Here is a 242-nt window from a genome sequence, read left to right as displayed (position 1 = left end):
TCCCTGAGCCACGGCGAGTTGTGCACGAGCGGATAGCCGCCGTACAGCGCATCGAGGTACACGATGTTCTGTTCGTTCTGCCACTGGTGCGAGACGACCGCGTCCGCGTGCTGGCTCATGAAGCCCACGAAGTCGTGGCGGCCATCGAGCTTCACGCGCTCGCGGTAGTGAAGATCGAGCGAACGCAGCAGGAAGGCGAAGGACGGATGCGCCTGCATCTGCACGCTGTTGAGGACATGCAG

1 protein-coding gene is annotated in these 242 nt (G+C 62.8%); it reads right to left on the bottom strand.

Going from position 1 to position 242, the window contains the following annotated elements; all coding sequences use genetic code 11:
• Nucleotides 1-242, bottom strand: a 242-nt coding sequence (locus PXJ20_RS33160; protein ID WP_421057543.1) for a DUF2827 family protein, incomplete at both ends; no start/stop codon positions are given.

The organism is Paraburkholderia sp. A1RI_3L (genome assembly GCF_048957895.1).
Taxonomy (GTDB): domain Bacteria; phylum Pseudomonadota; class Gammaproteobacteria; order Burkholderiales; family Burkholderiaceae; genus Paraburkholderia; species Paraburkholderia kururiensis.
This window is presented reverse-complemented; position numbering and strand designations above follow the sequence as displayed.